General features: G+C 69.9%; 20 protein-coding genes. 8 read left to right on the forward strand and 12 right to left on the reverse strand.

Going from position 1 to position 21,003, the window contains the following annotated elements:
* The first annotated feature begins 26 nt into the window (after window positions 1-26).
* Window positions 27-1,418, forward strand: a complete 1,392-nt coding sequence (locus tag IPM43_03575; protein ID QQS25470.1) for a PhoH family protein — start codon at window positions 27-29, stop codon at window positions 1,416-1,418.
* 56 nt (window positions 1,419-1,474) lie between these two features.
* Window positions 1,475-2,056 carry a 3'-5' exonuclease gene (locus IPM43_03580; GenBank protein QQS25471.1) on the forward strand — a complete coding sequence of 194 codons (582 nt, stop codon included), beginning with the start codon at window positions 1,475-1,477 and terminating at the stop codon, window positions 2,054-2,056.
* Here IPM43_03580 and IPM43_03585 read toward each other — a convergent pair.
* From IPM43_03585 to IPM43_03595, 3 genes are read right to left on the reverse strand one after another with little or no spacing between them, the layout of a single operon-like run.
* Window positions 2,029-3,048: a WYL domain-containing protein gene (locus IPM43_03585; protein QQS25472.1), complete on the reverse strand. Its 1,020-nt coding sequence runs from the start codon at window positions 3,046-3,048 to the stop codon at window positions 2,029-2,031. The genes IPM43_03580 and IPM43_03585 overlap by 28 nt on opposite strands.
* Window positions 3,045-4,010: a WYL domain-containing protein gene (locus tag IPM43_03590; GenBank protein ID QQS25473.1), complete on the reverse strand. Its 966-nt coding sequence runs from the start codon at window positions 4,008-4,010 to the stop codon at window positions 3,045-3,047. Before IPM43_03590 ends, IPM43_03585 begins: the two co-directional genes overlap by 4 nt.
* A 13-nt stretch (window positions 4,011-4,023) precedes the next feature.
* Window positions 4,024-4,533, reverse strand: coding sequence for a cobalamin B12-binding domain-containing protein (locus IPM43_03595; GenBank protein ID QQS25474.1), 510 nt, complete (start codon window positions 4,531-4,533; stop codon window positions 4,024-4,026).
* On the opposite strand from IPM43_03595, the gene IPM43_03600 reads away from it, so the two are divergent.
* Complete coding sequence (locus tag IPM43_03600; GenBank protein ID QQS25475.1) at window positions 4,487-6,142, forward strand: alkaline phosphatase D family protein; 1,656 nt, start codon at window positions 4,487-4,489, stop codon at window positions 6,140-6,142. The genes IPM43_03595 and IPM43_03600 overlap by 47 nt on opposite strands.
* A gap of 4 nt (window positions 6,143-6,146) precedes the next feature.
* Here IPM43_03600 and pgi read toward each other — a convergent pair whose 3' ends face one another.
* Complete coding sequence (gene pgi, locus IPM43_03605) at window positions 6,147-7,745, reverse strand: glucose-6-phosphate isomerase (GenBank protein ID QQS25476.1); 1,599 nt, start codon at window positions 7,743-7,745, stop codon at window positions 6,147-6,149.
* 41 nt (window positions 7,746-7,786) lie between these two features.
* Entirely contained in the window at window positions 7,787-9,430 is a 1,644-nt protein-coding gene (locus tag IPM43_03610; protein ID QQS25477.1) for a methylmalonyl-CoA mutase, read from the reverse strand.
* A 68-nt stretch (window positions 9,431-9,498) separates the two neighbouring features.
* On the opposite strand from IPM43_03610, the gene rarD reads away from it, so the two are divergent.
* Genes rarD through IPM43_03625 form a run of 3 tightly spaced genes read left to right on the forward strand, consistent with a single transcriptional unit; the run spans window position 9,499 to window position 11,372 of the window.
* The gene (gene rarD, locus IPM43_03615) at window positions 9,499-10,479 is read left to right on the forward strand and encodes an EamA family transporter RarD (protein QQS25478.1); all 981 of its coding nucleotides are present in this window, start codon (window positions 9,499-9,501) and stop codon (window positions 10,477-10,479) included.
* A 24-nt stretch (window positions 10,480-10,503) separates the two neighbouring features.
* Window positions 10,504-10,800, forward strand: a complete 297-nt coding sequence (locus IPM43_03620) for a hypothetical protein (GenBank protein ID QQS25479.1) — start codon at window positions 10,504-10,506, stop codon at window positions 10,798-10,800.
* A 59-nt stretch (window positions 10,801-10,859) separates the two neighbouring features.
* Window positions 10,860-11,372, forward strand: coding sequence for a hypothetical protein (locus IPM43_03625; GenBank protein QQS25480.1), 513 nt, complete (start codon window positions 10,860-10,862; stop codon window positions 11,370-11,372).
* Window positions 11,373-11,447: 75 nt separating this feature from the next.
* Here the strand turns inward: IPM43_03625 and IPM43_03630 are convergent, their stop codons facing one another.
* From IPM43_03630 to IPM43_03650, 5 genes are read right to left on the reverse strand one after another with little or no spacing between them, the layout of a single operon-like run.
* Window positions 11,448-12,902, reverse strand: a complete 1,455-nt coding sequence (locus tag IPM43_03630) for an ABC transporter substrate-binding protein (protein ID QQS25481.1) — start codon at window positions 12,900-12,902, stop codon at window positions 11,448-11,450.
* Complete coding sequence (locus tag IPM43_03635) at window positions 12,899-14,065, reverse strand: branched-chain amino acid ABC transporter permease (GenBank protein QQS25482.1); 1,167 nt, start codon at window positions 14,063-14,065, stop codon at window positions 12,899-12,901. Before IPM43_03635 ends, IPM43_03630 begins: the two co-directional genes overlap by 4 nt.
* Before the next feature lie 10 nt (window positions 14,066-14,075).
* Complete coding sequence (locus IPM43_03640; protein ID QQS25483.1) at window positions 14,076-14,975, reverse strand: branched-chain amino acid ABC transporter permease; 900 nt, start codon at window positions 14,973-14,975, stop codon at window positions 14,076-14,078.
* Between the two features lie 4 nt (window positions 14,976-14,979).
* Window positions 14,980-15,690 carry an ABC transporter ATP-binding protein gene (locus tag IPM43_03645; protein ID QQS25484.1) on the reverse strand — a complete coding sequence of 237 codons (711 nt, stop codon included), beginning with the start codon at window positions 15,688-15,690 and terminating at the stop codon, window positions 14,980-14,982.
* Window positions 15,687-16,448 (reverse strand): ABC transporter ATP-binding protein, encoded by a 762-nt coding sequence (locus IPM43_03650; protein ID QQS25485.1) that lies wholly within the window; start codon window positions 16,446-16,448, stop codon window positions 15,687-15,689. The genes IPM43_03645 and IPM43_03650 overlap by 4 nt, the downstream gene beginning before the upstream one ends.
* 159 nt (window positions 16,449-16,607) lie before the next feature.
* Here IPM43_03650 and IPM43_03655 point away from each other — a divergent pair, with 159 nt between their 5' ends.
* Both IPM43_03655 and IPM43_03660 read left to right on the forward strand, forming a co-directional pair.
* On the forward strand, window positions 16,608-17,300 hold the full coding sequence (locus IPM43_03655) for a DUF305 domain-containing protein (protein ID QQS25486.1): 693 nt from the start codon (window positions 16,608-16,610) through the stop codon (window positions 17,298-17,300).
* A gap of 7 nt (window positions 17,301-17,307) precedes the next feature.
* Window positions 17,308-18,864, forward strand: coding sequence for a Ppx/GppA family phosphatase (locus IPM43_03660; protein QQS25487.1), 1,557 nt, complete (start codon window positions 17,308-17,310; stop codon window positions 18,862-18,864).
* Window positions 18,865-18,878: 14 nt separating this feature from the next.
* On the opposite strand, the gene IPM43_03665 is transcribed toward IPM43_03660, so the two are convergent.
* Together IPM43_03665 and IPM43_03670 are read right to left on the reverse strand one after the other, a co-directional pair.
* Window positions 18,879-20,003 carry a murein L,D-transpeptidase gene (locus tag IPM43_03665; GenBank protein QQS25488.1) on the reverse strand — a complete coding sequence of 375 codons (1,125 nt, stop codon included), beginning with the start codon at window positions 20,001-20,003 and terminating at the stop codon, window positions 18,879-18,881.
* Window positions 20,004-20,066: 63 nt separating this feature from the next.
* Window positions 20,067-20,777, reverse strand: coding sequence for a glycosyltransferase family 2 protein (locus tag IPM43_03670; GenBank protein ID QQS26317.1), 711 nt, complete (start codon window positions 20,775-20,777; stop codon window positions 20,067-20,069).
* Window positions 20,778-21,003: the final 226 nt, after the last annotated feature.

Raw genomic sequence — 21,003 nt, forward strand, 5'->3', positions numbered from 1 at the left:
CATCTCCCCCCAGCGAAGGAGCGGCGGTGACCGACGTCTCGCCCGTGCACGTCACCTGCGACACGGCGGCGGGAGGTGAGCTGCGGCGGACACGAGTCGTCCTCGACACCTCGGTGCTCGTGGCCGACCCCGCCTGCCTGACGGCCTACGACGGGACCGACGTCGTGATCCCGCTCATCGTCATCGAAGAGCTCGACGGGTTGAAGACGCGCACCGACGACGTCGGCCGGGCCGCCCGGGGAGCTCTGCGAGCCTTGGAGTTGCTGCGCTTGAGCGCCGGCGGACGCCTGACCGACCCGATCCCGGTGGCGGACCACCCCGACGCGGCGACGGTGCAGATCGAGCTGAACGGGATCCAGCGGCACCACCTGGTGGAGCACGGGCTCGATCCCGAGACACCCGACAACCGGATCATCGGCGCCGCTCTCGGTCAGCAGCACATCGGAACCGTGCGGGTGGTGTCCAACGACGCCGCGCTGCGCATCAAGGCGGCACACCTCGGCCTCGAAGCCACCGACCACCAACCCGTCGGCCGGGCGTCGGCGTCGCGACCGCTCGGATGGACGACCACTCAGGTGGATCCGGCGCTCGTCGACCTGGTGTACGCGGACGGCCGGGTCGACGCGGCCGAGGTCGAGCGCGACCTCGCGGACCGGGCCGGCATCGCCGAGAACGGCTTCGCCGTGCTCCGCGCGGGTTCGCAGTCGGCACTCGTACGGCGGCGCCAAGCGCACCTCGTGCTCCTCCCCCATTCCGCACCCGAAGCCTGGGGGCTGCGGGCGAGGTCCAAGGAGCAGCGCTTCGCGCTGGAGTTGCTGCTCGATCCGGCGGTGAGCGTCGTCGCCCTCGACGGCAGGGCGGGAACGGGCAAGACGGTGCTGGCGATCGCCGCCGGCCTCGAACAGGTCGTGGAGAGCCGCGCCTACGAACGCCTGGCCGTGTACCGACCCCTCGTGCCCGTCGGCCGTGCCGACGTGGGGTTCCTGCCCGGCGGGCTCGACGAGAAGCTGGACCCGTGGATGTCGGCGATCCACGACGCGATCGTGGCGCTCACCGACCAGCGGTCGAGCCGAGAGGCCGGGGGGCTGATCGACGAGCTCACGGCCCGCGGACAGCTCACCATGGAGTCCGTCACGTTCCTGCGCGGCCGGTCGTTGCACCGCCAGTTCGTCGTCGTCGACGAGGCGCAGAACCTCGAGCCGACGACACTGCGCACGATCCTCACCCGCATCGGCGAGGGCACGAAGGTGATCTTCACCGGCGACACCAGCCAGATCGACGCTCCCTACATGGGCGAGTCGAACAACGCTCTCGCCGTCCTGATCCAGGCCTTCCGCGGGCAGACGGTGTTCGGCCACGTCACGCTGACCTCGTGTGAGCGCAGCGAAGTGGCGAGCCTTGCCGCCGAGCTGCTCTAGCCGGACCGAGGGCATCGCTCCGCGGGCCTCGACACCCCCGGCGTAAGGTGCCCGCCGTGGACGCCTCTTCACGCTTCGCGGTCGTCGACGTGGAGACGAGCGGCCTCTCGCCCAAGCGGCACCGCCTGCTGCAGGTGGCCGTGGTGGTGGTGAGGGCCGACGGCACGGTGGAGGAGCGATGGAGCTCGTACGTGCGGCCGCGATGGTGGCGCTTGGCGCGTACGGGCCCGACGCGCTTGCACGGGATCACCCGGCGCCACCTGCGCGACGGTCAGCCGCTGGCAGCCGTGCTGGAGCAGCTGTCCACCCGTCTCGACGGGGCCGTCCTCGTCGCGCACAACGCGGCTTTCGACGCCGAGTTCCTCCGCCGCGGTGCGGCGCGCACGGGTGTGCGCCTCGCCTGGGCAGAAGAGCTGTGCACCTTGGGCCTCTCCCGGCGCCTCGACGCCGACCGCGCCTTGTCCCACCACCTCGCCGACGTGTGTGCCCGCTACGGGATCACCGTCGATCGGCCCCACGACGCTCTGGCCGACGCCGAGGCCACGGCGGCCCTGTTGCCGCACCTGCTCGTCGCGCACGGTCTGCCCCGGCCGGCGGGGCCGGGGCCGGCTCAGCTCGACGACGTGTCGCCGCGGTAGCGGGCGAGCACCGCCTCGGCAGTTCGAGGCCCCAGCCGGCGCCAGCGCTGCGGGACGAGCACCTCGGCGTCGGGGCCGAGGCGCAGCAGCAGGCGGGCGAGCCAGCGCTCGCTCACCACGGGGAGGGTGATCTCGATCGAATCCCCGCCCGCGTCCTCGGTGACCGATACCGGGTAGCGCTCGGCCACCCACGCCGCCGCTCGCGACACCCGCAGGCGGACCATCTCGACGTCGGGTGAGCCTTCGAACCACGACGGGATCGCTCCTGCAGGTCGCGTCGCCACGTGCTCGCCGAGGCGCACGTCGTCCTCGATCCGGTCCACCCGGAAGGTCCTCTCCGCTCCCGCACGGCGATCGTCGGCGCGCAGGTACCAGTTGCCGCGGTCGGAGAACACGTCGCGGGGTTCGACGACGCGGTCGGTGACCTCGTCGGTCGACGCCGCCCAGTAGCGCAGCTTGAGCACCGCGCCGTCGGCGACCGCGTCACGCAGGCGCGACAGCCTCTCGCCCTGCTCCGCCTCCCCACCGCTGCCCTCTTGTCCACCCGGGCCGGCCTCCCCGGCGAGCCCGAGGTCGACCTCGATCACGCGCCCCACGTCGGCACCGAGCGCGGCGCCGACCTTGTCGATCGCCCGCGCGAGCGGGCCTTGCGCGTCGGCGCCGGGGAGTGCCATCGCCGCCCGGGCCGCGGCGACGAGCGCGAAACCCTCCGGCGCAGTTAGGCGTAGGGGCTGGGTGAAGAGCCTCGGCACGCCGATCGTCACCTCGTCCTCGTCGACGACGAGGTCGATCATCTCGTCGAGGTACGGCGGCAGCCCGCACATCGCGGCCAGCTCGAGGTCCGCGATCAGCTCCGCTACGGACAGTCCGAAGTGCTCGGCCATCTCGGCGGTGCGCACGCTGCCCCGCTCGCTCAGCCAGGGCAGCATCACGAGCAGTCTGCGCAGTCGCTCGTTGAGACTGCGCTGCCGGCGCGGCGCGGCCCCGGTCATCGCGCCGGCTCCTCGGCCATGGACACGAGCCACGCGACGACGTGGTCACGGATCGCGGGTGGCCCGAGCACCTCGGCATGCTCACCGAGCCCGAGCACCCACGAACGAAACGCCCCCCGATTGGTGCACGGCACCGACACCACCGCCGACCCGTCCTCCAGCCGCTCGACCACCGCGGCACTGCCGAGTCCGGCGATCACCGTCCTCGCGCGTGCAGCGTCGACGAGTACCGTCGCCGACCTGGAGCCGTCGTCACCGTCACCGTCGGCCTCACCGAGCAGCTTCGGGTCCGCGGGGAACGCCGCCGAAGGACGGAAGTCGTCCGGTCGGGTGAACGCCCCCGGTTCGCCGAGACGGATCTCCCCGGCGCCGATCCGGTCCACCCGGTACGTACGCAGCGCGTCGCTGTCGAGGTCGTGGCCGATCACGTACCAGAACCCGTCTCTCGACAGCAGGCCGTAGGGGTGCAGCATCCGCGCCCGATCGTGGTACGTGAAGCCCGCTCCTCGCCGCTCGACCACCGCCTGGAACAGCGCGGGCAGAGCCGTGTGTGCCGGCAGGCTCGCGGCGATGCCGATCAAGCCGCCGAGCGGAGGGTCGTCGGCGCGTTCCAGCTTCCACAACGCCTCGTCGCCCCAGTCGGCACCGAGGTGCAGCGCGGCGACGGCGACCTGCAGCGCGTGGCGCTCCTCGTCGGTCAGCCCCAGGTCGCCGAGCTCGAAGCGCCGCCGGTCGATGCGGTAGGCGGTCTGGCCGGCGCGGTCTCCGCCGAGCACCTCTTGCTCGATCGGCACGCCCTCCTCACGCAACAACTTCTTGTCGCGCTCGAACGCCGCCCGCCGGGCGGTCGGTGATGACGGGTATTGGCCGCTCAGCTCGTCGACGATCTGCTCGAGGGTCAGCGGCCCGCGCGTCTCGAGCAGCAGGGCCAGCAGGTTCGTGACGCGTTCGAGGCGATCCACCGCGCCGGCGACGCTAGCCCGCGGTCCCGCGGTCGATCTCCGCCGCGGCGTCGAGCACCTGGCGCATGACGGCGACGACGTCGTCGGCCGAGGCACCGGGGGTGAGCACCGCGCTGACCCCGCCGGCGAGCAGCTCGGCGACGTCGTGGGTGGGGATGATCCCTCCGACCACGATGGGGATGTCGACGCCGAGCGAGCGCACCTCGGCCACGACGAGCGGAGCCAGCGTCAGGTGGGCACCGGAGAGCATCGACAGGCCGATCGCGTCGACGTCTTCGTCGACCGCGGCGGCGGCCACCTTCGCCGGCGTCTGGAACAACCCGGTGTAGATCACCTCGAACCCGGCGTCGCGCAGGATGCGGGCGACCACCTTCACGCCGCGATCGTGCCCGTCGAGACCGACCTTCGCGACGAGCACGCGCTCACTCACGTGCCCAGTCTTCCCCACCGCCTTCGTGTGGGGAAGACTGGCGGCGATGGGCGGTGCAGTGGGCGACGGTGAAACCGGTGGGCGAGAGCCCATCTCCCGGCGACGTTTCTTCGCCCTGTCGGCCCTCGCGGTGGTCGCCGCCTGCTCCAGCGACGACGAGGGCGCGGCACCGACCTCGGACGACACCGAGCCGTCGAACGTCACCGCGGCCACCGAGCCGGCAACTGCGTCCGAGCCTTCCACCGTCACCTCGGTCGCGCCCACCACTCCAGCGCTCGATCTGGCCGCCGACCCGTTCGTGCTCGGAGTGGCGAGCGGTGATCCCGACGCGACCAGCGTGATCCTGTGGACTCGTCTCGTGCTCGATGCGCAGCGGGACGCGGCACCTGCTGCCGAGGAGATCGAGGTCGGCTGGGAGCTGGCTGGGGACGAGGCGTTCACCGAGGTGACGGCCAGTGGCACCGCCGCGGCGGAGGCCCGCTACGGCTACAGCGTCCACGTCGAGGCCCCGCTCACCGGCAGGGCCTGGTACCGGTTCCACGCCGGAGGTTGGACGAGCGCAACCGGGCGCACCTCCAGCGCGGCGCCCGATGCCGCGACGCCGCTGCGGATCGCGTCCGCTTCCTGCCAGCACTGGGAGACGGGGTTCTACGCCGCGTACCGCGACCTCGTCGAGCAGCAGCCGGACCTCGTCGTCTTCCTCGGCGACTACATCTACGAAGGAGCGGCCCGACCGGTGGGCGGAGCCGTCGTCAGGAGCCATGAGGGCCCCGAGCCGACCGACCTCGTCGCCTACCGCAACCGCTACGCGCACTACCGCAGCGACGCCAACCTCCGCGCTGCCCATGCCGCGTGTCCCTGGGTGGTCACGTGGGACGACCACGAGGTGGAGAACAACTACGCCGGCCTGGTCCCGCAGGACCCAGCCGATGCCGCCGGCTTCCCGGCGCGCCGCGCCGCGGCGTACCAGGCCTGGTGGGAACACATGCCGGTGCGCCTCCCGGCGCCGACCACCGGTGCGCTCCTGATCCACCGCCAGGTGTCATGGGGGACGCTCGCCGACGTGCTCGTGCTCGACGGTCGCCAGTTCCGCAGCGACCAGGCGTGCGGCGACGTCACCCTCAGCACCGAGCCTGCCTGCGCAGAGGCCCACGACCCGGAGCGCACGATGCTCGGCGGGGAGCAGCAGGCGTGGGTGGACCAACGCCTCGGCCGAGCCGACGCGACGTGGAACGTCATCGCGCAGCAGGTGGTGATGACCGACCTCTCGCTGCCCAACGGGGCGATCCTGAACTTCGACCAGTGGGACGGCTACTCCCCGGCTCGCGAGGAGCTGCTCTCTCTCGTGCGCGACCGCGGCGTACAGAACCTGGTCGTGCTGACCGGCGACATCCATCTCGCCGGGGCCAGCTACGTGACGGCGACCCCGGGCGACGCGCAGCGCCTGGGGGTGGAGCTGACCGCCACCTCCATCTCCTCGCTCGGCATCGTCGACGCCTCGCTCACCCCACTGCTGGCCGAGTTCCCGACCGTCGTCGACGTCGAGCTGACGCACCGCGGCTACCTGATCCACACCGTCACCCCGGAGTCCTGGACGGCCGAGTACCGCATCGTCGAGGACGCCCTGCGCGCGGACTCGGCGGTCACCACCTGGCGGACGTTCCGCGTCGACGCCGGTACCACCGAGCTCGTCGGCGTCTAGCGCATCACCCGTCGCGCTGCGCGCGGTACCAGCGGATCATCGCGTTAGTCGACGGGTCGTGTGCGGGATCGGCATCGCCGGTCAGCTCGGGCGTGATCCGGTTGGCGAGGGCCTTGCCCAGCTCCACTCCCCACTGGTCGAAGCTGTTGACACCCCAGACGCAGCCCTGCACGAACACGACGTGCTCGTAGAGCGCGACCAGTTGGCCGAGCACCGCGGGGGTCAGCTGCGGCGCGAGGATGGTCGTCGACGGCCGATTGCCGGGAAAGGTGCGGTGAGCCACCTGCTCGGCCGGCACGCCGTCGGCCGCGACCTCGGCCGCGGTCCGCCCGAAGGCAAGCGCCTCGCCCTGGGCGAGCAGGTTCGCGACGAGCAGGTCTTGCTGGTGCAGATGCGGGTGGTTGGCGCGGGCGAAGCCGACGAAATCGACGGGTACGAGACGAGTGCCCTGGTGCAGCAGCTGGAAGAACGCATGCTGGCCGTTGGTGCCCGGTTCCCCCCACACCACCGCGGCCGTGTCCGCACGCACGGCGGTCCCGTCGAGGCGCACGGACTTGCCGTTGGACTCCATGTCGAGCTGTTGCAGATACGCGGGGAACCGCCGCAGCTCGTGGGCGTAGGGCAGCACCGCCTTCGTCTCGGCGCCGAGCACGTTCGTGTACCAGATCCCGAGCATCGCCATCAGCACAGGCACGTTGCGCTCGAGCGGGGCGCTACAGAAGTGGTCGTCGATCGCCCGCATCCCGGCGAGCATGTCGGTGAACTGCTCGGGCCCGATGGCGATCATGAGCGCCAGCCCGATCGCCGAGTCGAGCGAGTACCGCCCGCCAACCCAGTCCCAGAACTCGAACATCTGCCGGGTGTCGATCCCGAACCTGGCGACCTCGGTCGCGTTCGTGCTGACGGCGACGAAGTGTTGCGCGACGGCAGCCTCGCCGAGGGCACCGACGAGCCAGTCGCGCGCGGTGCGGGCGTTGACGATCGTCTCGAGGGTGGTGAACGTCTTCGACGCGACGACGACCAGCGTCTCCGCAGGTTCGAGGTCGACCAGCGCGGCGGCGATGTCGGCCCCGTCGACGTTGGACACGAACCGGCAGTGGAGCGCGGGCTGCACGTAGGAGCGCAGCGCCTCGTACGCCATCGCCGGGCCGAGATCGCTGCCGCCGATACCGATGTTGACCACGTTCCTGATGCGCCTGCCGGTCGAACCCAGCCAACGGCCGTCACGCACCCGGCGCGAGAAGTCCGCCATCCGCCCGAGCACGGCGTGCACCGCGGGCACGACATCGGTGCCGTCGACGAAGACCTCGGCTCCTTCCGGGGCGCGCAGGGCCGTGTGGAGCACCGCCCGGTCTTCGGTGACGTTGATCCGCTCACCGCCGAACATCGCCGCCCGGCGGCCCTCCACGCCCGACGCGCGCGCGAGCTCGACGAGGGAGTCGAAGATCTGCGCGTCGACCAGGTTCTTCGACATGTCGACGCGTAGGTCGGCGGCCACGAAGGTCATCCGTTCGGCCCGGCCGGGGTCGCCGGCGAACAGCTCTCGAAGGTGGGCGGGGCGGCGCAGCTCGACCAGCGCCTTCCACTGCGGCAGTTCGTCCATCGCCGCCGAACCTACCCTGACCCCCCATGGCGGGGACGGGGTCAGATGGTGGGGGTCTCGGTGTGGCGGCCGAACACGCCGGCGAGAGTGGACATCATCTCGCCCAAGGTGGCGTAGGCGCGGGAGGCGTCGATCAGCGCCGGCATCAGGTTCAGTTCGGGGTCGCGGGCCTCGGCGGCGAGGCGGGCGAGGGCGGCGTCGACGGCCCCGCCGTCGCGGTCGGCCCGCACTGCGGCGAGCCGCTTCACCTGGCGGGCCTCGTCTTCGTTCGTGATCCGCAGCAGATCGAGCCCGGTGGAGTCGTCGTTGCCGTCGGTGAACCGGTTGACGCCGACGACGATCCGCCGGCCGTCGTTCAGCTTGCGCTCGAGCTCGTAAGCGGAGTCCGCGATCTTGCCCTGGAACCAGTTCTCCTCGATGCCGCGGATGCAGCCTTCGAGCAACGACCCCCCGCCGAGCGCGTCGAGGTGGGCGAACACCTCCTCCGCCTGACGCTCCAGCTCGTCGGTGAGCTCTTCCACGAACCACGAGCCCCCGAGCGGGTCGGCCACGTGGGCGACGTTCGTCTCGTAGGCGATCACCTGCTGGGTGCGCAGGGCGATCCGGGCCGCTCGCTCGGTGGGCAGCGCAAGCGCCTCGTCCATCGAGTTCGTGTGCAACGACTGCGTCCCGCCGAGCACGCCGGCGAGCGCCTCGATCGCGGTGCGCACGATGTTCACCTCGGGCTGCTGGGCGGTCAGGGAAACCCCGGCGGTCTGGGTGTGGAACCGCAGCTGCCGAGAGCGCTCCGCCTGCGCCCCGTATCGATCACGCATCCAACGCGCCCAGATGCGCCGGGCGGCGCGGTACTTGGCGATCTCTTCGAAGAAGTCGATGTGCGCGTTGAAGAAGAAGCTGAGCCGCGGCGCGAACGCGTCGACGTCGAGCCCCGCGGCGAGCGCCAACTCGACGTACGCGAAGCCGTTGGCCAAGGTGAACGCGAGCTCTTCGGCCGCGGTCGAACCGGCCTCGCGGATGTGGTAGCCCGAGATCGAGATCGAGTGCCACCGCGGCATCTCGGCCGCGGTGAACGAGATCGTGTCGCGGACGAGGCGCATCGACTGGCGGGGCGGGAAGACGAACTCCTTCTGCGCCTGGTACTCCTTCAAGATGTCGTTCTGGAGGGTGCCGCCGAGCCGGGACCTGGGCACGCCGGCCAACTCGGCCTGCGCGACGAACATCGCGAAGATCGCCGCCGCCGGTGAGTTGATCGTCATCGACGTGGTGATCTCGCCGACGTCGATGCCGGCGAAGAGGTCTTCCATGTCGGCAAGGGAGTCGATGGCGACGCCGCACCGGCCGACCTCGCCCAACGCCATCTCGTCGTCGCTGTCGAGGCCGAGCAGCGTCGGCATGTCGAACGCGGTGGAGAGCCCGTCGCCGCCGGCCCGGATGATCTCCTTGAAGCGCCAGTTCGTGTCGTCCGCCGTGCCGAACCCGGCGAACATCCGCATCGTCCACAACTTCGAGCGGTACATCGACGCGTACGGCCCGCGGGTGTAAGGGTCTACCCCCGGCCACTCACCCGAGCCGTCGGGCGGCCCGTACACCGGCGCCAAGGGGACACCGGACATCGTCGAGAAGTCGGCCTCGCGCAGCGGGGACGCATCGAACGCCTGCTGCCAGCGCTCACGGGCATCGCTCATCGGGCCAGTGTAAGACCGGCCGCGGAACCGGCTGCGGCGACGCCGGCGTGGCGCCGTAGCGTGGCCGGATGGACGCGTCGACGAGCAGCACCGCCGTGCCGTCCAGCTCCCCCACCACAGCACCACCGGGCATGTCTGCCGCGCAGCTCGAACTGCGCAGCGGTGTCGTCGCCGGCATCACTGCGTACGTCGTCTGGGGGTTCCTCACCATCTACTGGAAGGGACTGCGCGACTTCGCTCCGGTGGAGCTGATCGGCTACCGCGTGGTCCTGTCGACGGCGCTCCTGCTCGGCACGCTCGCCGTCTTCGGCAGGCTGCGTCCCTTGGTCACGGCCCTGTCGGACCGCCGCCTGCTCGCCCGGGTGGTGCTCGCCGCGCTGCTGCTCACCGCCAACTGGACGTCGTACGTGTGGGCGGTGGTCAACGAGAACGTCATCGAGACCGCGCTCGGGTACTTCATGGCGCCACTCGGCACGATGCTGATCGGGGCCTTCGTGCTGCGCGAGCGGCTGCGCCTCGTGCACCGGCTCGTGATCGGCCTCGCCGCCGCAGCGATCGCCATCCTCGCGTTCGGCTACGGGAAGGTGCCCTGGATCGCCCTCACCCTCGCCGCCACCTGGAGTGTCTACGGCCTCTTGAAGAAGCAGGTCCGCCTCGACGCCCTCGAAGGACTCGCCGCCGAGACGATGGTGCTCGCCCTTCCCGCGGCACTGATCGTCGCGCTGGCCGCCCCCGGGGCGCAGAGCGTGCCGGCCACCGCCGGACCGGGCCAGCTCGTGCTGGTCGGGTTGACCGGCGTCGTCACCACGGTGCCTCTCCTGTTGTTCGCTCACGCGGCCAAGCGGGTACCGCTCACCGTGCTCGGGCCGATGCAGTACGTCGTGCCGACGATCAACTTCGGCCTCGGCTGGCTCGTGTACCACGAGGAGATGACGACCACACGGATCGTCGGCTTCGCCCTCATCTGGACCGCGCTCTTGCTGCTCACCGTCGAGGCCGTACGCCGCAGCCGTGGCACCGCGACGAGCGAGCAGTCCTCCGCGCGCTGAGCACCTGGCACTACGGTTGGCGTCATGCGTCGACTGCTTCTCGTCTCGTCAACAACGGCACTCGCACTGCTCACCGCCTGCTCGGCGAGTAGCAAGGACTTCAAGGAGGAAGGCGAGAAGTTCCTGGAAAGTGACGAGGTGGCCGAATCGACCGGTTTCACGTTCAGCGACGCCGTGTGCGACCAGCCCGACAGCACCGACACGGGCACGCAGTACTCCTGCACCGCGGTCGACAACGAGGGCGACACGTGGGAGTTCACGATCGAGATCACCGGCGACAACGAGCTCACCGTCGTCGACGGCAACGTCGTCGGCGGCTGAACCTGGGAAGATCTTCCCGCCGGACCCGGATCCGGCGGTACGAGAAGGGACCCCCCGACATGCACAGCACCACTGCGCGCCGCTTGGCCGTGGCCGCGATCTCACTCGGCGTCCTCGCCGGCTGCGGCGGCGACGACGGAGCTGGCGGCGATGCCAGCAACGACACCTCTGGCGGCGGAGGTGCAGAACTGAGCGCCGACCAGCAGGCCGTGGTCGACGAGATGATGTCCAGCGCCGAGATGCAGTCGTTCGACGTCGACCGGGCGTGCGTCGAGCAAGTCGCCGCGAAGCTGTCCGACGCCGACGCTGCCCTCCTCGCTGCCGACCCGACCGCCGAGGTCAGCGAAGCAGCCGACGCCCTCAGCATCGAGCTGTTCGGGTGCATCGACAGCGACGATCTGGCCGACAGCTACGTGGCCGAGCTCGAAGCGGCGGGCACGGTGTTCGACGAGCAGTGCGTGCGTGATGCCGTCGCCGGCTTCGACCCGACAGGGGGATCGGACGCCTCCGTCCCGGACCCCCGCGACGAGCTGTTCGCCCTCATCTCCGAGTGCGTCGAGCTCGGTAGCTGAACCCGCCCTTACACGCGAGCGGGCCCGCCCCCGATGGAGGGGGCGGGCCCGCAGGCGTGATGTGTTGCCGTCGGTTCAGGAGCTCTCGAAGTCGAGCACCAGCTCGCCGATGTCGGTGAAGGTGCTGCTCGTGGCGTCGAACTGGACCACCTGGATCGCCTCGACGATGAAGGGGTCTTCCTCGCCGTTCATCGAGTACACCACTCCGTCCCGCACGAGCGTGGGCTCGTACGTGAAGTTGCGGGCCGCGTTGATGATCGACGCCCTGGTCAGGCCGGCCTCGGAAGCCGCTGCCTGGCGCAGGATCTCCACCGTGACCTCGGCCACCGTCCACCCGGCGGCGCCGGTGGTGACCATCTCGGCCCGGCCGGTGGAGGTCATGTAGTCGGCATACGCCTGGTAGTCGGGGTTGGAGGCGACGACCTCGGGGTTGTCGATGTCGTTGATGCCTGCCGAGGCCGACGTGATGAGGCCGGTGGCGGCCGGGCCGGCGAGCTGCAGGATGAGCTGGCTGGCGCACGTGCTGGTGAGGTACACCGGCGGGTTCCAGCCCGCGTTCGCGGCCTTCGCGTTCTGGACCTCCGACAGGAACGTCGCGCACTGGGCGCCGAGCGGGACAGCCATGACCACATCGGGAGCCTTCGAGGCGATGCTGTTCACCTGCGCCGTCGGCGGTGCGGTCTCAGCGGCCTCGATCGTCTGCTCGTCGACGATCTCCCACCCGAAGTCACCTGCGTGCTCCTTCAGGGCGTCGACGTAGAACTGGCCGAACTCGTTGTTCACGGTGAAGAGGCCCATCGTCCCGCCGTCGGGGAACTCCGTCGCGAGCTGGGCCAGGTAGCCCTGCACCTCGGTCGGGTAGGGGATCAGAGCGCCCGTGGTCCACGGGTAGTCAGCCACCTCGCCCCACTGGGGAGACCCGGTGAGCGCCATCAGCTGGGGATAGCACTCCTCGTTCAGCAGGTCACGCACGGCGGCGTTGTTCGGCGAGCCGATGATGCCCGAGAACATGTGCACCCCGCTGTCGAGCAGCGACTCGACCACGCCCGGGGTGAGGTCCTTGCTGTACTGGTCGTCCTGGATGTCGATCTCGATGGTGTAGCCCTCGAGCAGGCCGTTCTCGTTCGCGTAGTCGATGTAGGCCTCGAACCCGGAGGCCACCGGTGCGAACGCGGCTGCCGCCGCGCCACCGGAGAGCGGCATCGCCGAGCCGATCTTCACCGTGCCCTCGATCGGCTCGTTGGCCGCGTCGGGGTCGACGCAGTCGTCGGTGTTCACCGCCCACCCTTCCGCGGGTGCATCGGTGGTCGGCGCGTCGGTGGTCGGCGCGTCGGTGGTCGGCGCGTCGGTGGTCGGCGCGTCGGTGGTCGGCGCGTCAGTGGTCGGCGCGTCAGTGGTCGGCGCGTCAGTGGTCGGCGCGTCGGTGCTCGGCGCGTCGGTGGAGTCCGCGCTGTCGTCGCCGCCGCAGGCGGCCAGCGTCAGCGCACCGACGGCGGTGAGCACCAACAAACGGGTGCGTCGTGAAGTCATTCGATCTCCCCCTGAGAGTCCTTGGTGGACAGTTGGCTTACTTGTACTGGCGGCGGTTGCGCCGCGAGCACCGACGGCGGCGCCCCGACCGGGGTCGGTACGACGACGACGAAGCGACGACTCAACCGCTTCAGCAATCCTAGGAGACCATAGGGCGCGACGAACATCAGAGCAATCAGGCCGACGGCCAGGATGAACATCGCGGGCGACTGGTCGGCCCAACCGAAGAAGAAGTCGATCGTCGAGCCGATCACGCCCTCGCCACTGGCCCCGGCGCTGCGGGTGACCTCGTCCAGCCAGATGTAGAGCAGGCCACCGAGCACCGGCCCCCAGAGCGACCCGGCGCCGCCGATGACCATGACCAGGAAGAAGATGATCGAGCCGATGAGCGTCACGTAACGGTCGTCGGGGGTGATCACCCCGGTGCGCAGCGTGGCCAGCGAGCCCGCCAGCGCGGTCATCGCCGCCGAGACCCCGAACACCAGCGTCTTCGTGGCGGCCAGGTTGACGCCCATCACCGCCGCCGCGGTCTCGTTGTCACGGATGGCGATGAGCGAGCGCCCGACACGGCTCTTCACGATGCCGCGGCAGACGAAGTAGCAGATCACGAGCACGACGAACGCGAGCCAGTAGGCGAACTCGGCGCGGCCCTCACGCCCTTTCAACTCACCGATGATCGGCCAGGTGGGTATCTCCTCGTAGCGGATGCTGTCGATGCCCCGGGCACCCTCGGTGAGCCAGGCGAGCTTCTTCCACTTCATCAGCTGGGGGAACAGCACCGCCACGGCGAGCGTGACGAGCGCGAGGTAGATGCCCTTGATGCGCAGCGCCGGCAGGGCGACGATGCACCCGACGACGAACGCGATCACAGCCGCGGCGTAGAAGGTCCAGCCGGGACTCCAGCCGTGGTCCTTCACGAGGATTGCCGTCGTGTAGCCGCCGATGCCGAAGAAGGCCGAATGGCCGATCGAGATCAGGCCTGTGTACCCGAACACGAGGTTCAACGACATCGCGGCGATGATCAGCGCGAACGCGTCGGCCAGCTGGCTGACCCGGGCGGTCTCGCTGTTGTGCGGAATCCACCACACCACGGCCAGCAGCAAGACGACGGCGGCGATGCGCAGCACCCAATGGCCGGCACCATTTTCACGGAGCTTGATCACGGCGCGCCCCCTAGACCCGTTCGATCCGTTGGGAGCCGAAGAGACCAGAGGGTCTCACGAGCAGCACCACGAAGATGATCACGAGCGCCACGGCGAGCTTCATCTCCTGTCCGATCCAGATCGGGAAGTAGCCGGCGGCCATGTTCTCGACGACACCGATGGAGAGCCCGGCGATGACCGCTCCCCCGGGGCTGTCGAGGCCACCCAGGGTGGCTGCGGCCGAGGCGTAGATGAACACCGTGAACATCAGCCCGGAGGTGACCTCGCCGTTGTTCCCGGCGACGAGCGTTCCCGACAGGGCCCCCATCCCCCCGGCGATCCCCCACGACGCCATCAGCACCATGCCGGTGCTGATGCCGACGAGCCGTGACGACTCGGGGTTGCTGGCGACGGCGCGCATCGCGAGGCCGAACCTGGTCTTGCCGAACAGCGCGAACAGCGCGCCGCAGAGCAGCAGTGCCACGACGAGCACGCCGATCGACTTGTAGCGCCACACGGCGCCGAAGATGCGCACGAAGTCGTCCGGCTCGCTCGGGAACAGGTTCGGCATGCCTTCGGCGGGCAGCGCCCCCCAGATCATCGATGCCAACGAGTTGATGCCGAGGAACAGCGCGATCGACACCACGAACACGGCGATGGGTGACTTCTTGCCCACGGGGCGGATGAGCAACACCTCGGTCAGCGCGCCGGAGGCGAACCCGAACACCATCCCGAGGATCGTCGCGATCCAGAGCGGGATCCCCCAGTCGTGGAACTGCCAGACGACGAACGCGGAGAACATCGCCATCTCGCCCTGCGCGAAGTTCAGCGCTCCCGTGCCCCGGAAGACGACGACGAGCCCCAGGGCGAGCAGGGCGTAGATGGAACCCACCGACAGCCCGTCGAACAGGTACTGGAAGAAGCGTTCCATGTGGTCAGTACCCCAGGTAGGCCTTGCGGATGCTGTCGTCGCTCGAGATCTCCTCGGCCGTCCCGGCGGCGACGATCCTTCCGGTCTCGAGCAGGTACACCCGGTGGGCGATCCGCACCGCCAGGTTCGCGTTCTGTTCCACGAGCAGCACCGATGCCCCTTCTTCCGCGTTCAGCCGGTGGATGACGTCGAACAGCTCCTGGGTGATGATCGGCGCCAACCCGAGGCTCGGCTCGTCGAGCAGCAGCAGCTTCGGCCGGCACATCAACGCGCGGGCGATGGCGAGCATCTGCTGCTCGCCTCCCGAGAGACTGCCCGCCTTCTGGGAACGGCGCTCGGCGAGTCGGGGGAACACCTGGTACCAGCGCCCCATGTCGGCGTTCACCTCGCCGTCGCGGCGCACGTATGCCCCGGCGAGCATGTTGTCCTCGACGGTGAGGTCGGGGAACGTGCCCCTTCCCTGGGGCACCTGGGCAAGGCCGTGGCGCACGATCGCCACGGGGGTCGCCTTCGTGATGTCGTGGCCACCGAAGGAGATGAGGCCCCGGCGGGCGATGGTGCCGGAGATGGCGCGCATCGTCGTGGTCTTGCCGGCACCGTTGGCCCCGAGGATGACCACCACCTCGCCCTCGTCGACGCGCAGGTCGAGCCCGTGCAGCACCTCGACCGGGCCGTAACCGGCGTGGAGGCCTTCCACCTGGAGCAGCGCGTTCACGAGGTGACCCCGAGGTACGCCTCGACCACCGCGGGGTTCTCGCGGACGGCTTCCGGGAGGCCCTCCGCGATCTTGCGACCGAAGTCCATCGCCACGACCTTGTCCGACACCTGCATCACCATCGACATGTGGTGCTCGACGAGCAACACGGTGAGGTCGAACTGGTCGCGGACGGCGACGATCGTGTCGCCGAGCTCGTCGACCTCGCCGTGGGTCAGACCCGACGCCGGTTCGTCGAGCAGCAAGAAGCGCGGGCGTGCGGCGAGTGCCCTCGCGATCTCGAGGCGTTTCAGCGTGCCGAACGGCAGCCCGGCGGCCGGGTGGTGCGCGAACTTCCCGAGCCCGAGCTCGGCGAGCAGCTCGCCGGAGAACTGGCGGATCTGGCGGTTCTCACGACCGGCGCCGATGCGGGTGATGGCCCTGGCGAACCCCACCCGGCCTTGGCTGTGGGCGCCGACCATCACGTTCTCGAGCAAGGTCATCGTCGGGAACAGGGCGAGGTTCTGGAAGCTCCGGGCCACGCCGAGCTTCGCGATGCCGTGGGCGGGGACGGCGAGCAGGTCGTGGCCGTTGAAGCGGACCGTGCCCGACGTCGGCTGGTAGATGCGGCTGACGACGTTGAACATCGTCGTCTTGCCCGCTCCGTTCGGCCCGATCAGTCCGCAGATCTGACCCTCGTCGATCGAAAAGGTCAGCCCGTCGAGCGCCACGATGCCGCCGAAGCGCACCGTCACTTCGTTCACTTCGAGCAGTGACAACTCGCGACGCCCTCCCCGAGCGGGCCCCCGCCCGCCAATCGCTCGGCAACATAGCAGCCCACCGAGGTCTCGTTGCCGATGAGACCGGCGCGAGCGACAGGTGCCATTGCCGGAACGCGAGGGTGCCGAACGCGCCTTGCCGTGGCACGCTTAGGGATCGTGAGCGAAATCCCCCACGTCGCCATCGCAACGCCGTCCGTGGGCCACGACGACGACGAAGACGCCGAGGTGGCGCTGCTGCCCTGGTGGCAGAACCCGTGGAACGTCGCCGCCGTGGCCCTCGCCGGGCTGATCCTCGGGTTCGGCATCGGCTACTTCGTCGGCGATCGCGCCGCCAGCACCAGAGGCAACGACGTCGACGTCGGCTTCCTGCAGGACATGCGCTACCACCACGACCAAGCAGTGGCGATGGCGTTCTTCTACCGCACCGAAGTCGTTGAGCCGCACCCCCGCCTCGACCTGCTCTCGATGGAGATCGTGATGTCCCAACAGCTCGAGGCGGGCCGCATGGTGCAGTTGCTGCGGGAGATGGGTGAGATCGAGGCGAACGACACGGGAACGGCGATGGCCTGGATGGGCGAGCCGACCCCGATCGAGCAGATGCCTGGCATCGCGAGCGACGACGAGCTCGACGAGTTGGCGGCCGCGGCGGGGCGCGGTGACAGCGTCGAAGCCGGGCGGATCTTCGCCACGCTCATGATCGCCCACCACGAGGGCGGCCTCCACATGGCCGAACACGCCGTCGAACACGGCTCCAACGACGAGGTGGTGGCGATGGCGCGCGGGATGATCGTCGGCCAGCGGGCCGAGATCGCCGAGATGCAGGCCGTGCTCGACGGCATCTCCGGTTGAGCACGCGATGAGCACCTCCCCCGAGCCGCCGGCCACGTTGGCCGCGCTCGACCTCGGCACCAACAGCTTCCACCTGCTCGTCGCCAGGCTCACCGCCGAGGGCGGGTTCGAGGTCATCGCCCGCGAGAAGGAGATGGTCCGTCTCGGTCACGGCGGCGGCGACATGAAGGCGCTCGAGGCAGAGGCCGTCGAACGCGGCATCGCCGCGCTCGGACGGATGAAACGCATCGCGGACAGCTTCGGCGCACCAGTCAGGGCTGTCGCGACCAGCGCGGTGCGCGAGGCCACGAACGCCGAGGAGTTCACCACCCGCGCCCGCGAGGCAGGCGTCGAGGTGGAGGTGATCTCCGGCATCGAGGAAGCCCGTCTGATCCACCTCGGCGTCCTGCAGGCCGTCCCGGCATTCGACAGGCGGCTGCTGCTCGTCGACATCGGCGGCGGCTCGACCGAGGTGCTCGTCGGCGAGCACGGCGAGACCCTGCTCGCCCGCAGCTTCAAGCTCGGCTCCGTCCGCCTGACCGACCGCTTCTTCCCGGGAGCCCGCCTGCACCCGAGTGCGGTCAGCTCCTGCCGCAAGCACGTGCGCTCGTCGCTGGCGGTCATCGAGCGCGAGGTGGCCGACGTGGGCCACGACCTCGCGGTGGCGTCGTCGGGTACCGCCGAGGCGACCGCGCGAATGGTGCTCGCGGCACGAGGTGGTGACGAGCCGCGCACGTTCAACTGCTTCGAGTTCACGACCGCCGAGCTGAAACGGGTGGTGCAGAGCCTGGCCAAGGCACAGTCGGTCACCGCCCGCCGGCGTGTGCCCGGGCTCGACGCCGGGCGGGCCGACATCGTCCTCGCCGGAGCGCTGATCCTGGAAGGCGTCGCCGATACCTTCGGGATCAGCGGCTTCACGTTCAGCGAGTACGCGCTGCGCGAAGGGGTGTTGCTCGACACCATCGGCCGCATGCAGGGGCGCGGCGCCCACGAGCTGCGCGACGTCGCGCGGCGCTCGGTGCGCCAGCTCGCCGAACGCTGTGACGACGACGTGCGGCACTCGGCGCACATCTGCAACCTCGCCCTCCAGCTCTACGACGCCACCCAGCTGCTGCACGGGCTCGACGACGCGAGCAGGGATCTGCTCGAGGCCGCGGCGCTGCTCGCGAACGTCGGCCTGGTGATCTCGCACTCGAAGCACCACCTGCACTCGTACTACGTGATCCGCAACTCCGAGCTGGTCGGCTTCACCGATCGCGAGATCGAGCTGATCGCCCTCGTCGCTCGGTACCACCGCAAGAGCGCGCCGAAGCCGAGCCACGCCGAGTTCGCCCAGCTCGCCGCCGAGGACCAACGGCGGGTGAAGGTGCTCGCCGGCGTGCTGCGCGTGGCGATCGGCCTCGACCGCAGCCACGACGGGCGCGTGCAGGCACTGGTGGTCACCCGCAACGATCGCACCTTGCGCATCGAGGTGGTGGCCGGCGCGGGCACCGACACCGAGCTCGAGGTGTACGCGGCGAGCGAGCGCACCGGCCTGCTCGCCGAGGTGCTCGATGTCGGGGTCGAGGTGACCGCGCGCCCCTAGGCACGCGTCCGGCCTCAGGGCTCGGCGGGCGGCTCGCTGTCCGCCGGCGCGGTGGTGGGCGCGGCGGAGGTCGTGGTGGTGGTGCTCGTGGCAGGGGGCCGGGTGGTGGTGGCCGCCGGTGGCCGGGTGGTGGTGGCCGGTGGTGCCGTCGTTGTGGTGGTGCTCGTCGTCGACGAGGTGGTCGTGGTGTAGGTGGGATCGCGCCAGTTGAAGATGGGCGGCGGGGAGCCGTTCTCCTCCGGCTGCAACTCGCCATCCCACACGAACACCTGGTCACCGAGCGCGACGATCTCCTGGAAGTACTCCGAGATGGGCATCGGGATGCGGATGCAGCCGTGCGAGGCCGGCTTCAGCGGCACGTCGCCGGCACCGTGGACGGCGATGCCGTAGTTGAAGTAGACCGGGTCGTACATCCCCCCGAGGGCGCTTTCGCGACGGCCCTCACGCTTGCGGTCGAACTTGAAGACACCACCCGGGGTGACCGAGCGACCACACTCACCTCGCTTCAGCGGCTCGGTGCCTCGTTCGTTGCCGTACTCCCCCGGAGCGATCGTGACCTCTTCGCACCATTCCTCACCGCTACCCGAGGAGATGTGGGTGACCAGCACCGCGACGTTGTCGTGGAAGACGGCCAGCACCTGCTCGGGGAGGTAGATCTCGGTGTGGTTGGGGGTGGAGTTCGTCCGGCGGGGCTGGATCACGATCGGGTCCTGCATGCGGGACCACATCTCGTTCGTGACGCGCCCGGTCGCCTCGGCGTGGGGAACCTCCATCACGAGCTTCTCGAAGGCCCACACGGCCTGCTCGGTGCGCAGCCCGAAGTCACCGTCGGGCAGGCCGGGGTCGAAGCCGAGCTCGGCGAGACGCTCCTGCACACGGCGCACCTCGTCGCCCATCGATCCGGCGGCGAGGGTGCCCGACAGCGCCGTCTTCACGATCGGTGCCGTGGTGGCGACGGTCCCCACCTGGGGCAAGGTGCTGGTGGGAGCGGTCAGGGTGGTGCCCGACGCCCCGGAGGTGGTGCTGCCGGAGGCGTCGTCGCCACCTCTTCCACCGAGGGCGCCGGCGAGCACGACCGAGCCGAAAACCGCGGCGGCGGCGATGGCGGGCGTCCACTTGCCCCTGCCATGCATGTCCACCTACGGAGCCCTCCTCGTCAAACCGGCGCTCAGAACCTATCGCCGCGGAGTCGGGATTTCCCTTCAGGAACGCCCTGCGACGGGGGTGATCGCGCGCAGCTCACGGCGCAGGTCACGCATCTCACGCAGGATCTTCACGATCACCGAGGGTGAGGACAAGGTGGAGACGCCCCGCGTGCGCGGGAAGTAGTCGACACCGAACTGCACGGTCTGGAACCCGAGCTTGTCGGCCCTGATCACGAGCTCGGCGTCGATGAACGATCCTTCGCTGACCAGCGTGATGTGGTCGAAGACACGGCGCCGGCAGAGCTTGAAGGCGAAGTTGATGTCACGTATCCGTACGCCGAAGAGCACCCGGACGAGACCGTTGTAGATGCTCGAGTAGACGGTGCGCACGTACCCCTCGCCGGTGCGGTCGAAGCGGTACGCGGAGACGATGTCTGCCTCGTAGTGGCGCATCAGCCGGCAGGCGCGGGCCAACTCGTCCATGTCGAAGGGCAGGTCGGCGTCGGTGTAGAGCACGATGTCGCCGGTGGCCGCGGCGAAGCCGCTCTTGATCGAGCCGCCCAGCTTGCGGTTCACGGGATGGTGCACCACCGACACGTGCCGGTCGGACGCGGCGATGCGGTCGGCGATGCGCCCGGTCTCGTCCGTCGACGCGTCGTTCACCACGATCAGCTCGTAGTCGCCGATCTCGCCGTGCTGGACGAGCATCGCGCATGTCTCGCGGGCGGCCGCGAGAGCGCGGTCGATGTACTCCTCCTCGTTCCACATCGGGAAGAACACCGACAGCTTGTCGAAGTGCGCACCGGACACGGCGGCGCAGGCTACCTACATCGCGCGTCGACGTTGCCTGACTACCCTGGGACACCGATGTCCGTGCCCCCGACGACCGCCTTACGACCGGGCCAGGTGATCTATGCCTGGCGGACCGTGCTCGCCGTCGGCTGGGTGGCCCTCGTCGTCTGCTTGTTCATCGTTGCCGGCGCGGGAGAGGTGT

It is taken from the genome of Actinomycetota bacterium (genome assembly GCA_016700055.1).
In the GTDB taxonomy this organism is placed as follows: Bacteria; Actinomycetota; Acidimicrobiia; order Acidimicrobiales; family Ilumatobacteraceae; genus Kalu-18.